Origin of the sequence: Curvibacter sp. APW13, assembly GCF_032337135.1 — a bacterium.
Classification (GTDB): Bacteria; Pseudomonadota; Gammaproteobacteria; order Burkholderiales; family Burkholderiaceae_C; genus Allorhodoferax.
This window is the reverse complement of record NZ_JAVXZZ010000001.1, coordinates 572,879-586,308: the sequence shown is the minus strand read 5'-3', so window position 1 is coordinate 586,308 and position 13,430 is coordinate 572,879. Positions and strand designations below refer to the sequence as shown.

Annotated in this window: 12 protein-coding genes; 11 read left to right on the top strand and 1 reads right to left on the bottom strand. The window is 62.9% G+C overall.

Features of this window, described 5'->3' with window-relative positions; translation table 11 throughout:
* Nucleotides 1-84: 84 nt before the first annotated feature.
* From RQP54_RS02650 to RQP54_RS02620, 7 genes are all read left to right on the top strand, one after another.
* Nucleotides 85-1,083 (top strand): HlyC/CorC family transporter, encoded by a 999-nt coding sequence (locus tag RQP54_RS02650; RefSeq protein WP_315676623.1) that lies wholly within the window; start codon nucleotides 85-87, stop codon nucleotides 1,081-1,083.
* Nucleotides 1,084-1,098: 15 nt separating this feature from the next.
* Nucleotides 1,099-2,631, top strand: a complete 1,533-nt coding sequence (gene lnt, locus RQP54_RS02645; RefSeq protein WP_315676622.1) for an apolipoprotein N-acyltransferase — start codon at nucleotides 1,099-1,101, stop codon at nucleotides 2,629-2,631.
* Between the two features lie 150 nt (nucleotides 2,632-2,781).
* Nucleotides 2,782-3,687: a glycine--tRNA ligase subunit alpha gene (gene glyQ, locus RQP54_RS02640; protein ID WP_315676621.1), complete on the top strand. Its 906-nt coding sequence runs from the start codon at nucleotides 2,782-2,784 to the stop codon at nucleotides 3,685-3,687.
* A gap of 13 nt (nucleotides 3,688-3,700) precedes the next feature.
* Nucleotides 3,701-5,821: a glycine--tRNA ligase subunit beta gene (gene glyS / locus RQP54_RS02635; protein ID WP_315676620.1), complete on the top strand. Its 2,121-nt coding sequence runs from the start codon at nucleotides 3,701-3,703 to the stop codon at nucleotides 5,819-5,821.
* A gap of 27 nt (nucleotides 5,822-5,848) precedes the next feature.
* On the top strand, nucleotides 5,849-6,403 hold the full coding sequence (gmhB, locus tag RQP54_RS02630; protein WP_315676619.1) for a D-glycero-beta-D-manno-heptose 1,7-bisphosphate 7-phosphatase: 555 nt from the start codon (nucleotides 5,849-5,851) through the stop codon (nucleotides 6,401-6,403).
* Nucleotides 6,390-7,157 carry a lysophospholipid acyltransferase family protein gene (locus RQP54_RS02625; protein ID WP_315676618.1) on the top strand — a complete coding sequence of 256 codons (768 nt, stop codon included), beginning with the start codon at nucleotides 6,390-6,392 and terminating at the stop codon, nucleotides 7,155-7,157. The genes gmhB and RQP54_RS02625 overlap by 14 nt, the downstream gene beginning before the upstream one ends.
* Nucleotides 7,158-7,182: 25 nt before the next feature.
* Nucleotides 7,183-8,157, top strand: a complete 975-nt coding sequence (locus RQP54_RS02620) for a SprT family zinc-dependent metalloprotease (RefSeq protein ID WP_315676617.1) — start codon at nucleotides 7,183-7,185, stop codon at nucleotides 8,155-8,157.
* A 9-nt stretch (nucleotides 8,158-8,166) separates the two neighbouring features.
* Here the strand turns inward: RQP54_RS02620 and RQP54_RS02615 are convergent, their stop codons facing one another.
* Nucleotides 8,167-9,237, bottom strand: coding sequence for an MBL fold metallo-hydrolase (locus tag RQP54_RS02615; protein WP_315676616.1), 1,071 nt, complete (start codon nucleotides 9,235-9,237; stop codon nucleotides 8,167-8,169).
* A gap of 101 nt (nucleotides 9,238-9,338) precedes the next feature.
* Between RQP54_RS02615 and RQP54_RS02610 the strand changes: the two genes are divergently transcribed.
* From RQP54_RS02610 to RQP54_RS02595, 4 genes are read left to right on the top strand one after another with little or no spacing between them, the layout of a single operon-like run.
* On the top strand, nucleotides 9,339-9,761 hold the full coding sequence (locus RQP54_RS02610) for a MerR family DNA-binding transcriptional regulator (protein ID WP_315676615.1): 423 nt from the start codon (nucleotides 9,339-9,341) through the stop codon (nucleotides 9,759-9,761).
* Nucleotides 9,758-10,195: a PaaI family thioesterase gene (locus RQP54_RS02605; RefSeq protein WP_315676614.1), complete on the top strand. Its 438-nt coding sequence runs from the start codon at nucleotides 9,758-9,760 to the stop codon at nucleotides 10,193-10,195. Before RQP54_RS02610 ends, RQP54_RS02605 begins: the two co-directional genes overlap by 4 nt.
* Nucleotides 10,196-10,223: 28 nt before the next feature.
* Nucleotides 10,224-11,405, top strand: coding sequence for an isovaleryl-CoA dehydrogenase (locus RQP54_RS02600; RefSeq protein ID WP_315676613.1), 1,182 nt, complete (start codon nucleotides 10,224-10,226; stop codon nucleotides 11,403-11,405).
* Nucleotides 11,405-13,423, top strand: coding sequence for an LTA synthase family protein (locus tag RQP54_RS02595; protein WP_315676612.1), 2,019 nt, complete (start codon nucleotides 11,405-11,407; stop codon nucleotides 13,421-13,423). Before RQP54_RS02600 ends, RQP54_RS02595 begins: the two co-directional genes overlap by 1 nt.
* The last annotated feature ends 7 nt before the right edge of the window (nucleotides 13,424-13,430 follow it).

Sequence of the window (13,430 nt, the reverse complement as noted above, 5' to 3'; positions counted from 1 at the left end):
CCATCCCGAACAGGACAGTGAAACGCCTCAGCGCCAATGATAGTGCGGGTTCCCGTGCGAAAGTAGGTCATCGTCAGGCTATTTATGCCGAAAACGCCCCAGCATACGCTGGGGCGTTTTTTTTTGTCCGCTCGTCAGTGGAGCGATCAGGTATCCTTCGTCACTTCTCGATTACCAGGGCGCAAACGCTCCAACGCAGTGAATTCATCCTCGAAACCGAATGTCACCGAACGCGAAGATCGCCGTTCATGGCTGCGCAAGATCGCTGAGTTTCTTCATCCAGGGCCAGACTCCAAGGACGAACTGATCGAGGCGCTTGCCGATGCGCACGAAAACAAGATCATCGGTTCCGATTCGCGTGACATGCTCGAGGGTGTGATCAGGATGTCTGAGTTGTGTGCGGGGGATGTGATGCTGCCGCTTGGCCGCATTGACATGGTCAGCATCCACGCACCCTATGAGGAAATGCTCAATTCGGTGATTGACACCGGGCATTCGCGCTTTCCCGTTTATGAGGGCTCAAGGGAAAACATCATCGGGATATTGTTGGCCAAGGATCTCCTGAAGCTGCAGCGTGCGCCGGAGTTGAACGTCAGGGCGTTGCTGCGCCCCACTTCCTTCGTTCCCGAATCCAAAGGCCTCAATGAATTGCTGCGCGAATTCAAGGGCAATCGCAACCACTTGGCGGTGGTCGTCGATGAGTTCGGCCGTGTCGCCGGGCTGATCACCATCGAAGATGTGCTGGAGCAGATAGTCGGCGAAATTGAGGATGAGTTTGATATCTCCGATGACGAGGGAGACATCTTTGGCTTGAGCGATCGTACCTATCGGGTCAACGGTGACACCGCGCTGACCCGTGTTGAAGAGGCGTTCAATGTTTCGCTCGCCCATGCGTCGGATGGCGAAAGCATTGAGACCATAGGTGGGTTGATCGCGCACGACATGGGCCACGTGCCCAAGCGCGGAGAGCAGCATTGCCTCGGCGGCCTGAGATTCACAGTCCTGCACACCAAGGGAGGGGCTGTTCGTTGGTTTCGAGTCGAACCGGCAGACATGGAGCCACGGGTCGGTGAAACGCGTTGATTCTGGGCGTGCGCCATGAGCGTACGTTTGCAGACCGTTTTGGCCGTCATCGCGGGAATTGCCAACGCGTGCGCGTTGGCTTGGCCCGCTTCATGGGGTCCGGCTTATGGTGCGCCTTCGTGGTTGCTCCAATTCGGGGCCATGCTTGTCTTCTGCATACTACTGCTGCGCGCCAACAGCCTGTTGGGCAGTGTGCTCCTCGGGCTCGCTTTCCAGGCGACATCCTTGTGCGTCAGTCTTGCATGGCTACAGGTATCCATGTCGCAGTACGGAGGGATGCCTAGCCTCCTTGCTTGGACAGCCGTCGCGGCGCTTGCGTTGTCGCTTGGTTTGTACGGTGCAATGGCTGCAGGCTTCTGGTTCCTTTTAGTGCGCAAAGGAGTTCACGGACGAGAGTCGCTGATGGCCGCACTATGGATGTTGTCGGAACTGGCGCGGGGCCAATGGTTGACCGGGTTCGGGTGGGCGAGTATCGGCTACGCCCATGTGGAGGGACCGTTCGCAGTCGCAGCACCGTGGGTGGGTGTTTACGGCCTAGGCGCATTGGTGGTTTGGTGTGCCGCGTCGTGTGCAAGCCTGATGCTGGACAGGAAACGATTCATTCAACCAATGATGCTCGCCATAGCGGTTGGTGCCCTTAACGGCATATCTCCTGCGGAGTTCGGTAGCGCAACGCGCACCCTGGAGGTTGAGTTGCTGCAAGGCAATATCGCGCAAGACGAAAAATTCGACATGCAAACTGGGGTCGTGCAGGCACTTAGATGGTATGGACATGCACTGCAGGCGGCGCAGGCGGACCTGGTCTTGGCGCCGGAAACGGCGATACCGCTGTTGCCTCAGCAACTTCCCGCCGACTACTGGCAAGGATGGGCCGAACGCATGGAGAAAAACCCGCCAATGCGTCTGATCGGAATTCCCTTGGGCAATGCGCAGACGGGGTATACCAACTCGGTGGTGGGGTTCCGGACACCTGCGCAGACGGAATGGTACCGCTACGACAAACACCACCTCGTGCCGTTTGGGGAGTTCATTCCCCCATTTTTTCGTTGGTTCGTGCGATTGATGCATATCCCCTTGGGGGACTTTACACGAGGGGAGCTGGCGCAAGCACCGATCCTGGTTCAGGAAGAAAGCGTGGGACCTGCCATCTGCTTTGAAGACCTTTTCCCCGAGGAGCTCGCCGCGCGTTTTCGCGAAGGGCAATCGGCGCCGACGATTCTTGCCAACTTCAGCAACTTGGCCTGGTTCGGGGACACCACCGCGATGTACCAGCACCTGCATATCTCGCGCATGCGATCGATGGAGTTGGCGCGTCCGTCACTGCGGGTTTCCAACACCGGAGTCACTGCAGTGGTTGACCATCAGGGGAAGGTTCAGTCCATGCTGCCCCCTTGGACGTCAGGCGTGCTGCGCGCCACCGTCCAAGGGCGCTCGGGTATCACCCCCTTTGCATGGTGGTGCGCACGTTGGGGACAGGCGCCTTTGTGGGTATTGGGCTTGACCGTGTTCGGCCTTGCACTGGTCCAGCGTCGATTGCGGCCCCAGTAGGCGGCTCGGTGAACGGCTACGACTGCGGGATCACTGCCGCACCATCGGCCACCTCGTAGAATACGAGGTTCGCCCACGCTGCCGAATACGCGCAGTCCGCGGCCGTTCGCCAGCGGAAGTGCGGCAGCCAGGATGCACACAGACAACCATATGCTTACCTTTCAGCAAATCATTCTTCGCCTGCAGGACTATTGGGATGCCCAAGGCTGTGCCTTGCTCCAGCCCTACGACATGGAAGTGGGGGCAGGCACGTCGCATACCGCTACATTCTTGCGCGCCATCGGTCCCGAGCCTTGGAAGGCGGCGTATGTGCAACCAAGCCGCCGCCCCAAGGATGGCCGGTACGGTGAGAACCCCAACCGGCTGCAGCATTACTACCAGTACCAAGTGGTGCTCAAGCCGGCACCCAGCAACATCCTGGAGCTGTACCTGGGCAGCCTGCAAGCGCTGGGCTTCGACCTGAAGAAAAACGACATCCGTTTCGTCGAAGACGACTGGGAGAACCCCACCTTGGGTGCCTGGGGCCTGGGCTGGGAAGTATGGCTCAATGGCATGGAAGTAACCCAGTTCACCTACTTCCAACAGGTTGGCGGTATCGACTGCAAGCCCATCACCGGCGAGATCACGTATGGTCTGGAACGCTTGGCGATGTACCTGCAAGGGGTAGACAACGTCTACAACCTGCAATGGACCGATACCCTCAAGTATGGCGACGTGTACCACCAGAACGAGGTGGAGCAGTCCACCTACAACTTCGAGCACAGCGACGCAGAGTTTCTGTTCACTACCTTCAACGCGCACGAGAAGCAGGCCAAGTACCTGATGGAACAGCAACTGGCCTTGCCAGCCTACGAGCAGGTGCTCAAGTGCGCGCACAGCTTCAACCTGCTCGACGCCCGAGGCGCCATCAGCGTGACCGAGCGCGCGGCCTATATCGGCCGCATCCGCAACCTGGCACGCAGCGTGGCCCAGAGCTATTTCGAAAGCCGCCAGCGCCTGGGCTTCCCCATGGCGCCGCGCGAATGGGTGGCCCAGATGGAGAGCAAGGCTGCTTGAGCAGGATCAGGACATGACTACACAAAACCTTCTCGTTGAATTGTTTGTCGAAGAGCTGCCACCGAAGGCGCTCAAGAAGCTGGGCGAATCCTTTGCCCATGTGCTGGCTGACTCCCTCAAGGCCCAAGGTCTCGCATCTGCTAGCTCCGTGGTCACGCCCTATGCCTCGCCGCGCCGCCTGGCGGTGCATGTGAGCGCTGTTGCGGCACAGGCTGCGGACAAAGCCGTGTCGCAGAAATTGATGCCCGTGGCCGTGGGTCTGGACGCTGCCGGGAGCGCGACGCCTGCGCTGCTCAAGAAGCTGCAGGCTCTCGGTGCTGACGCATCGGCCGTGGCCGGCCTCAAGCGCGCGCCCGACGGCAAGGCCGAGGCCTTGTTCTTTGAAAGCACGGTCCAAGGCGCCACTCTGGCGGAAGGACTGCAAAAAGCGCTGAATGACAGTATTTCCAAGCTGCCGATTCCGAAGGTCATGAGCTACCAGCTGGAAAGTGGCTGCGAGTTGCCGGGCTGGAGCAGTGTGAGCTTTGTGCGCCCGGCGCACGGACTGGTGGCTCTGCATGGTGCGGAGGTGGTGCCGGTGCAGGCACTGGGCCTGCAAGCGGGCAGCAGCACGCAGGGGCACCGCTTCGAGGCTGCGGTTTCCCCAGTGGTCCTCAAGGATGCTGACAGCTATGCAGTACAGCTGGAACAGCAAGGCGCTGTGATCTCCAGCTTTGCCGAGCGCCGCGCTGAGATCGCACGCCAGCTGGCCGCAGCTGCGGCCCAGGTCGGCGGCGGCTGCAAGCCCATCGACGACGACGCATTGCTCGACGAAGTCACCGCATTGGTGGAGCGCCCCAACGTGCTCATCTGCGAGTTTGAGCCGCAGTTCCTCGAAGTGCCGCAGGAATGCCTCATCCTCACCATGAAGGCCAACCAGAAATACTTCCCCTTGCTGGACGCAGCGGGCAAGCTCACCAACAAGTTCCTGGTGGTGTCCAACATCCAGCCCGATGACGCCAGCTTCGTCATTGGCGGCAACGAGCGCGTGGTGCGCCCGCGCCTGGCGGATGCCAAGTTCTTCTTTGACCAGGACCGCAAGAAAACCCTGGCGTCACGCGTCGAGAGCCTGGGCAAGGTGGTCTACCACAACAAGCTCGGCACCCAGGGTGAACGCGTGGAGCGGGTACGCGCCATTGCCAAGGCCATCGCCACCCAGTTGGGTGACACTGCCTTGGTGCAGCAAGCCGATTTGGCCGCTCAACTGGCCAAGACCGACCTCGTGACCGACATGGTCGGTGAGTTCCCTGAGCTGCAAGGCATCATGGGTGGCTACTACGCCTTGAATGACGGTTTGGGCGAGGTTGTGGCCCAGGCTATCGAAGACCATTACAAGCCGCGCTTTGCCGGCGACAGCCTGCCACGCAGCCAGGTGGGCCTGGTGGTCGCGCTGGCCGACAAGCTGGAGACCCTGGTGGGCATGTTCGGCATCGGCAACCTGCCTACCGGTGACAAGGACCCCTTTGCCCTGCGTCGCCATGCGCTGGGTGTCATCCGCATGCTCACAGAAGCCGACCTGCCTCTGGAGTTGCCGCAGCTGTTGACTGCCGCCCAACCTGCGTTCGGCGCCAAGATCACCGATGCCAGCGCCGCGTTGCTGGACTTCTTCTACGACCGTCTGGCGGGCTCCCTGCGCGAGCAGGGGTACAGCAGCCAGGAAGTGGACGCCGTGCTGGCCCTGCGTCCGGCACGTCTCGGCGATGTGGCCAAGCGCTTGGCGGCTGTGCGCGCATTTGCGGCCCTGCCCGAAAGTGCGGCGCTGGCGGCGGCGAACAAGCGCATCGGCAACATTCTCAAGAAGTCCGACGGCGATGTGGATGCCCACGTCAGCCTCGTGCTGCTGCAGGAGCCTGCAGAGAAGGGCTTGTACGAAGCAATGCAGACGGTGTCGCCGCAGTCGCTGGCGCAGTGGCAAGCCGGTGACTACACCGCCTCGCTGCAAACGCTGGCCGCCCTGCGCCCGCAGGTGGACGCCTTCTTTGAAGACGTGATGGTCAATGCAGAGCAGTTGGACCTGCGCCTCAACCGCCTGGGTCTGCTGAAGTCCCTGCACATCGCCATGAACCGCGTCGCTGACCTGTCAAGGTTGGCGTAAGACCTTTGCACGACAGTCAGGGCCACCATGAAGCTTTGCATTCTCGACCGTGACGGCACCATCAACCAGGACAGTCTGGACTACATCAAGTCGCCCCAGGAATGGGAGCCACTGCCCGGTGCGCTCGAGGCCATTGCACGGCTGAACCATGCGGGTTGGCATGTGGTGGTGGCGAGCAACCAGTCCGGCCTGGGGCGAGGCCTGTTTGATGTGACGCAACTCAACGCCATGCACGCCAAGATGCACACCCTGCTGGCCGCGGTCGGTGGCCGCGTGGATGCCATCTTCTTCTGCCCCCATGGTCCGGAAGAGAAGTGCCGTTGCCGCAAGCCCGAGCCAGGATTGTTCGAGCAGATCGCCGAGCGCTTCGGCGTGGACCTGGCGGGCGTGCCGACGGTGGGGGATTCCGCTCGGGACCTGCAGGCCGGGGTCGCTGTAGGGTGTGAGCCCCACCTGGTGCTGACGGGTAAGGCGGCTGGCCTGGCCGGTCGTCCGTTGCCCGACAGTTACCCGACCGGCACGATTGTCCATACCGATCTCGCAGCGTTTGCGCAGTTCCTGCTGGAGCGTGAGGGTGCATAGGGCCATCGGTATCCTGCGCTCGGCGCTGTTCTATGTCTGGATGGGCGTGACCATTGTCCCGTGGACGCTGGCCGTGGTGCTGGTGTCGCTGGTAGCACCGCGGACCACCGCCTGGTGGGTGGCGGTGAATTGGTTTCGGGTGGTGCTGCTGGGGTGTCGGTTCATTCTCGGCATCCGGGTCCGGGTGCAGGGCTTGGAGCATCTGCCCCGTGATGGCAGCGCCGTATTCCTGAGCAAGCACCAGTCCACACTGGAGACCCTGCTGCTGCCGACGCTGGTGCCGCAGCCCTTGGCCTTCGTGTTCAAGCGCGAGCTGCTGCGCATTCCGTTCTTCGGCTGGTCCATGGGCCGCCTCAACATGATCCACATCGACCGGGAGTCGCGCGCCGCCTCGATGAAGAGCATCATCAGCCAGGGCAGTGCGCTGCTGGCGCAAGGTACTTCGGTGATCATGTTCCCGGAAGGCACACGGGTGGAGCGTGGCGAGCGTGGCACCTACCAGACGGCTGGGACGCGCCTGGCTGTAGAAGCTGGCGTGCCCGTCGTTCCCATTGCCGTGACTGCAGGTAAGTGCTGGCCGCGCGCTGTCATGGACAAGCGTGCGGGCACCGTGGAAGTCTCGTTCGGTCCGGCCATGCCGGCACAAGGTGCCGACCCGCGGGCCTTGATGCGCGAGGTCGAGGCCTGGATCGAGGCAGAAATGCGCCGCCTCGAACCCGAAGCCTACGCAACGGCAACAACTGCGGCAGAATAAGTTCCATCGCTTGCCGCCCATTGCCGTGCACCCCCTGCTGCGTTACACCCTGGACCTGTTCGAAGACGCCCTGACGCCTCCCGCGCCAGTGCAGGCCGGTGAACGGACGCCCGACGCCAAAGTGCCCCGGTTGCCGCGGATTTCCAAGCCATTTCGGGCTCCTGCCCAGGAAAATAGTGCGCAGGCAGCTACAAGTAATGTAGCAACTGTCGGGCTGGACCGCACTGCCTCTGCGGCCAGCAAGCCCTACCACCATCCCAAGGCGAATCGCAAGATGCAGCTCAAGCAGGTGGAAGTGGCCTACCTGTACCAGAAGGCACGTCGGCGCACCATTGGCTTTTCGGTGGGTGCCGATGGCCTGGTGGTGCGGGCGCCGCAATGGGTCTCACTGGCCGATGTCGATGCCGCGCTGCAGGTCAAGGGCGACTGGATACTGCGCAAGCTGGCGGTGTCGCAGGAGCGAGAGTTGCGCCAGCAGCAAGGCGCTCTGCAATGGACGCACGGGTCGCTCGTGCCCTACCTGGGCGAACCCCTGCAGTTGGTGCTGGACCCCACCCACAGCGGTGCGGCCCAGTGGCTGCCCGCTGCGGATGCGCCCAGCACGTCGGCGGCACAGCTGCGTATCGGGCTGTCCCAGACCGCCGATCCATCCCAGGTGCGCGATGCGGTGCAGGCCTGGCTGATGCGCCAGGCACGCACGCTGTTCGCGCAGAGCCTGGACCGCTACGCCGCCCAGCTGGGTGTGCAGTGGACCAAGCTGACACTCACTTCGGCCGGTACACGCTGGGGCAGTGCACGCGTGGACGGAGCCATCCGCCTCAATTGGCGGCTGATCCATTTCCGTCAGCCCATCATCGACTACGTGGTGGCCCACGAGTTGAGCCATCTGCGGGTCATGGACCACAGCCCGCGCTTCTGGGACACGGTGCGCTCCGTGGTGCCCGACTACGCCGCCATGCGCAAAGCCTTGCGTGAAGACGGCGGCCCGCGGTGGGATTGACGCAGTACTTCAGCGGACGCTGCTGAAGCGGTAGACGCCTTGCGCGTCGCGGCTGCGGTGCAAGGCCCCCTGGTGCCACAGGCGGTGCAGGTGGGCCACGCATTCGCCCATGGCAAAGGTGGTCTGGTGCATGTCCATGGCCCGGGGGAACAGCACCGGCAGTACGTCCAGCGCGCTGCAGGCGCGTCCGGTACAGGCTTCCATCACCTCGGCCAGGCGTTGTGCATGGTGGTCGTGCAGCTGGCGGATGCGTTCGTGCAAGCCGACAAATGGTTTTCCGTGGGATGGAAGCGTGAGGGTGTTCTCGGCCAGCGGCAGGAAGCGGTCGATCGAATCGAGGAACAGGCTCAGCGCATCGGACTCCGGCTCGGTCTCGAAAACGCTCACGTTGGTCGAGATGCGCGGCAGCATCATGTCGCCACCCAGCAGCAGGTTCAGCACTTCGCAGTGCAAGGCCATGTGCTCCGGGGCGTGGCCGAACCCGGCCATGCAGCGCCAGGTCTGTGTGCCGATGCGGATGCGCTGCCCGTCCATCAGGCGCCGGTACTGCAGCGGCACGGAGGGCACGAGCGAAGGGTAGTAGTTGGTGCGGGCCTCAATCTGTGCCACGGCTTCGGGGCTGTTGAGTCCATGAGCGGCGAAGAAGGCTGCCGCACGCTCGCCGCCAAAGGCCGTTGGCCCCATCACCCCTAACCGCGCCACGTAGTAGTCACCGGCGCTGATCCATAGCGGCGCCTGGAAGCGCTGGCACAGCCAGTCCGCCAAGCCGATGTGGTCTGGGTGCATGTGCGTCACGATGACGCGCACGATGGGCAGCCCGTCGAGTTGGGTGGCAAAGACTTGCTCCCACAGTGCGATGGTTTCCGGATTGTGGATGCCCGTGTCCACCACGGTCCAGCCATCGACCATCTGTCCGTCACGCTCCACGGCATCGCGCAGCAGCCACAGGTTGATGTGGTTGAGGGCGAAAGGCAGTGGCATGCGCAGCCAGCGCACGCCAGGGGCGACTTCGATACTCTCGCCGGCAGCGGGGAGGGTGTCCCCCAAGGGGTAGTGCAGGCGGGCTTCGAGTTCGTTCATGGTGGCGTGATTTGCGACATAATTGACGTTTACGTAAACGTCAATCCATGGCATTGTACGGGGGTCCCGCCTCCGGCACTGTCCCCTTGGCATCAGGCACCATGAGCACCACTTTCAGCATCAGCGATCTGGCCCGCGAGTTCGATCTCACTACCCGCGCCATCCGGTTCTACGAAGACCTGGGACTGCTGCAGCCGCAACGCAGCGGCCCCGGCGGGCGCTCGCGCGTGTACACCCAGCGCGACCGTACCCGTCTGAAACTGACCCTGCGTGCCAAGCGACTGGGGTTGAGCCTGACCGAGGCCAAGGACATCATCGACATGTACGACAGCCCGCGCGACACGGGGCCCCAACTCACCAAGTTCCTGGACGTATTGGCAGCGCACCGCAAGCAGATCGAGGAGCAGATGGCCGACCTGCAGGCCAACCTCGACGAGATCAAGGTACACCAGAAAGAGGCTAGGGCCTTATTGGCCAAGGCCCAGTCCGGGGCTGTGTCCAAGTCCAAGCGGGCAGGCGCATGACCCATGCCCCCACACCGCTGTGGCAGCGGGTCCAGGACAGCCTGAACCGCCAGGGCATGATGCGCCATTTGGATGCGCGCCTGTTGCGCGTGGAGCCCGGCCTGGTGGAACTGGCCTTGCCCTATTCGGACAAGGTGTCCCAGCAGCAAGACGGTTTTCATGGCGGTGCCATGGGCGCACTGGCCGACATTGCCGGTGGCTATGCAGGTCTGACCGTGGCCCCAGAAGGCATGGAAGTGACCACGGCCGAATACAAGATCAATTTCCTGGCGGCCTTCCAAGCCGGTGAACTGCGCGCCACCGGCCGCGTGCTCAAGGCTGGCCGCCGCCTCATCGTCACTACCGCCGAGGTGGTGCACGTGGCCCCCGATGGCACCACCAGCCCCTGCGCCGTCATGCAGCAGACGCTGGTGCCTGTTCCCAAGACCTATTGACCGTTCATACCCACAGCAAGGAGACCCCATGAGCAACCTGCCCGGACTCAACTTCCAACTCGGCGAAGACATTGACGCGCTGCGCGATGCCGTGCACGAATTTGCACAGGCCGAAATCGCACCGCGTGCCGCCGAGATCGACCGCAATGACCAGTTCCCCATGGATCTGTGGCGCAAGATGGGCGACCTGGGTGTGCTGGGCATTACCGTGGGCGAGGAGTACGGTGGTGCCAACATGGGCTACCTGGCCCACATGGTGGCCATGGAAGAAATCTCGCGCGCATCGGCGTCGGTCGGCCTGTCCTACGGCGCGCACTCCAACCTGTGCGTGAACCAGATCAAGCGCAACGGCAACGAGGCCCAGCGCAAGAAGTACCTGCCCAAGCTGATCTCCGGGGAACACGTGGGGGCGCTGGCCATGAGTGAGCCGGGCGCGGGCTCGGACGTCATCAGCATGAAGCTCAAGGCCGAGGACAAGGGCGGTTACTACCTGCTCAACGGCTCCAAGATGTGGATCACCAACGGCCCCGACGCCGATACCCTGGTGGTCTACGCCAAGAGCGAGCCCGAGCTGGGCGCGCGCGGCGTCACCGCGTTCCTGATCGAGAAGGGGATGAAGGGCTTTTCCATTGCCCAGAAGCTCGACAAGCTGGGAATGCGCGGCAGCCACACCGGTGAACTGGTGTTCAACAACGTGGAAGTCCCGGCGGAAAACATCCTGGGCGGCCTGAACAATGGAGCCAAGGTGCTGATGAGCGGCCTGGACTACGAGCGTGCCGTGCTCACCGGCGGTCCCCTGGGCATCATGCAAGCGGTGATGGACAACGTCATCCCCTACATCCACGACCGCAAGCAGTTCGGCCAGAGCATCGGTGAGTTCCAGCTGATCCAGGGCAAGGTGGCCGACATGTACACCGTGCTGCAGGCCGGGCGCAGCTTTGCCTACACCGTGGCCAAGAACCTCGACCTGCTGGGTACCGAACATGTCCGTCAGGTGCGCAAGGACTGTGCGTCCGTCATCCTGTGGTGCGCCGAGAAGGCGACCTGGATGGCCGGGGAGGGTGTGCAGATCTATGGTGGCAACGGCTACATCAACGAATACCCGCTGGGCCGTCTGTGGCGTGACGCGAAACTCTATGAAATCGGGGCGGGAACGAGCGAAATTCGCCGTATGCTCATCGGTCGAGAGTTGTTCGCCGAAACCATGTAATGCTGCACGCCGTACCCAGAAACGCATCGAGAATCTTCAACGCCGTGCTGCGCGGCCTGTTGCGGGCCTGGGTACTGGCTATTCCCCTGGTCGTGGCGCTGTCCCTCATCCGATGGGGGCAGTTGGCCTATTTCTGGCCCGCAGGGTACCAGGCCGCCTCCGGTGATGTGGCCGCCGCCCTGGTGCAGGGTGCCCGCTTTGACCTCAAGGTCAGCGCGATTGCGGGGTTCCTGCTGCTGCTGGTGCTGCCCTGGGTGTCGGGGCGGGCGCACACCCGCATAGCGCAGGTGCTGGCCTTCGTGTTCGTGATGGCCTCGCTGGTCAACCTGCATTACTTCGGCTTCTACAAGACGCCCATCGATTCGCTGGTGTTCGGCATCGTTGAAGACGATACCGCGGCCGTGCTGCAGACCATCTGGCGCGACTTTCCGGTCATTTGGACACTGCTGTTGGCCGCAGCGTTGAGCCTGGCCACCGTGGCATTGCACCGTTGGCTGCTGGCGCGCATCCAGCCCGACGTGCTGCTGCAAACCCACCACTGGGCCATCCGTGCATTGGCGCTGGTGCTGGTTTTCTTTGCGCTCATCTTTGCCGGCAAGGGCACCATCCGCGAGATGGCGCTGCAGCGCCAGCACCTCACCGTGACGGCCTCGCCATTCCTCAACGACATGGTGCCCAATGGCATCATCGCGCTCAAGTACGCTTGGGATAGCCGGGGGCAATCGCAAAATTTTGCCGACCCGCTGACCGGTCTCAAGGCCATGGGCTTTGACAGCCCCCAGGAAGCGGCCGAGGTGTTGGGTTGGCCCCATGGCAGCGAGAGTGAGGTACTGGCTGCGTTGCGCACACCGGCACCTTTGCCCGCAGGTAGCGCGAAGAAGAACCTGCTGTTCTTCCTGATGGAGTCCTGGAGCGCCGAGCCGCTGATGTACCAGGGCCCGAAGTTCGACGTGCTGGGCCGCCTGGCACCCACCATGCAAGACCCCAGCAAGGCCTGCCACTTCCGCAACTTCGACTCGGCCCAACCCGGCACCCACCCGTCGCTCGAAGCCATCCTGTTTTCCTCGCCGATCACGCCGTTGACGCTCGGCGAGATCGGGCGCAAGCCGATTCCTTGGTCGATCGCAAAAATTGCCCGCGATGCCGGCTACCACACCCTGTTTGTGACCTCGGCGCGCTCGGGCTGGCGTGACCTAAACCGCGTATTGGCCGTGCAGGGCTTTGACGAAGTCATCGATGCCAACAACCTGAAGCAGGACTACCCCGACGCCTTCCTGGGCATCTGGGGGGTGTGGGACAGCTATGTGTTCAAGTACCTGAGCAAACGCATGGCAGCGCACAAGCCCGATGCCAAGCCGCTGTTCGTGTTCGTGCTCACGTCCACCAACCACCCGCCCTACGATCTGCCGCCCGACTACCAGCGTGTGCCGCGCGACATGGCGCTGTGGAAGGGGGAAACCACGTCCGAGACCCTGGTGCCGAACCTCGATACCTTTCACTACGCCTCCGACCTGCTCGGCGCTTTCATCCAGGAAGTGCAGAAGGGGCCCCTGCACGCCAATACCGTCATTGCCGCCAGCGGCGACCACAACGTGCGCTCCTTCGGTGTCTATGCCACGCCCGAGCGGCGCTACCTGCAGCGCCAGGTGCCCTTCGTCATCTGGGGGGAAGGCCTGCGCTGCGGCAACCAGCTTGACCAACCGGCCAGCCACCGCGACATGTTCCCGACCCTGTTTCCCCTGGCGGGCATCACGGGTCCGTACATCCAGACCGGCCGCAACCTCCTGACCCCACTGGCCAACCAGCCGGATCCGCTCAATGCGCCGAACGCCGTGTTCTTCACCGGTGAGGCCCGCAATGCCCAAGGCATGTGGCAGCTGGGCAAGCCAGCCTCCTTTGTCTGCACGCCGCCCGCCGCAGGGCAAGCGCCCTGTCAGTTCAATGCGCAGGACGACCAGCGCGAACGCGCCCGCCTGGGTTTGCTGGACTGGCAGGTACGCGCTTCGCTCAAGAAATGACCCGCCG